The sequence below is a fragment of the Halorubrum sp. SD612 genome, assembly GCF_002135005.1.
Map to the genome: position 1 here is coordinate 1 of NZ_NEWI01000377.1, position 1,320 is coordinate 1,320.

General features: G+C 67.0%; 1 protein-coding gene and 1 pseudogene. Both read left to right on the forward strand.

Annotated elements, in window-relative coordinates; genetic code table 11:
* Positions 1-844, forward strand: an 844-nt coding sequence (locus tag B9G38_RS17485) for a 2-oxoacid:ferredoxin oxidoreductase subunit beta (protein WP_086221193.1), incomplete at its 5' end; no start/stop codon positions are given.
* A 147-nt stretch (positions 845-991) separates the two neighbouring features.
* Positions 992-1,320 (forward strand): annotated as a pseudogene (locus B9G38_RS17490) (FAD-binding protein); the annotation flags it as partial.

Sequence of the window (1,320 nt, forward strand, 5' to 3'; positions counted from 1 at the left end):
CACCGACTTCAAGTCCGACAAGCAGCCGACGTGGTGCCCGGGTTGCGGCGACTTCGGCACGATGAACGGGATGATGAAGGCGCTCGCGGAGACGGGGAACGACCCCGACAACACCTTCGTCGTCGCCGGCATCGGCTGTTCCGGCAAGATCGGCACGTACATGCACAGCTACGCGCTCCACGGCGTTCACGGGCGCGCGCTCCCCGTCGGGACGGGCGTCAAGATGGCCCGGCCCGACATCGAAGTGATGGTCGCCGGCGGCGACGGCGACGGCTACTCCATCGGCGCGGGCCACTTCGTCCACGCCGTCCGGCGCAACGTCGACATGACGTACGTCGTGATGGACAACCGCATCTACGGGCTGACGAAGGGGCAGGCCTCCCCGACCTCGCGGGAGGACTTCGAGACGTCGACGAGCCCCGAGGGGCCGAAACAGCCCCCGGTGAACCCGCACGCGCTGGCGCTCGCCTCGGGCGCGACGTTCATCGCGCAGTCGTTCTCCTCGGACGCGCTCCGCCACCAGGAGATCATCCAGGAGGCCATCGAGCACGACGGGTTCGGCTTCGTGAACGTCTACTCGCCGTGCGTCACCTTCAACGACGTCGACACGTACGACTACTTCCGCGACTCGCTGGTCGACCTGAAGGAGGAGGACCACGACCCGACCGACCGCGAGGCGGCGAAGGACGTCATCCTCGACAGCGAGAAGGAACACCAGGGCGTCATCTACAGGGACGAGTCGTCGGTGCCGTACCACGAGCAGCACGGCGTCGACGAGGACATGTCCGTCATTCCGGACGGCGCTCCGGAGAGCGCGACCGACCTGGTCCGCGAGTTCTACTGAGACCGCCGGATCGGGTCGAGACCGCCGGACGAGGTCGAGTGAATTCCGACCTCTCTCGACGGCCAAAACCGGCCGAACGGGCGGCTTCTCGCGGGCTTTTCGGGGAGTTTCAGCAAGCCTAATTAGGAGGGTCCGTAACTGGCGTGTATGGTTGATCGCTACGACGTCGCTATCGCCGGCGCCGGGCCGGCGGGCGCGCAGTGCGCCCGCGATCTGGCGACGCGCGACTACGACGTCGTCGTCTTGGAGACGGAGTCGGAAGACGAGTTCCCGCGGCAGAGCAACAAGTCGACGGCCGGCACGTTCCCGTCGATGATGTCCTCGTTCGGAATCCCCGACGACGTCGTGATGTCGTACACCGACGACGTCGTGCTGGAGTCGCCCAACGAGTACTACGAGAGCTACCAGCCGGGGGCGGTGCCGGAGTTCGCGGAGTTACAGCGGTTCCCCCTCGCCCGCGGCCGCGCAAACGGCCC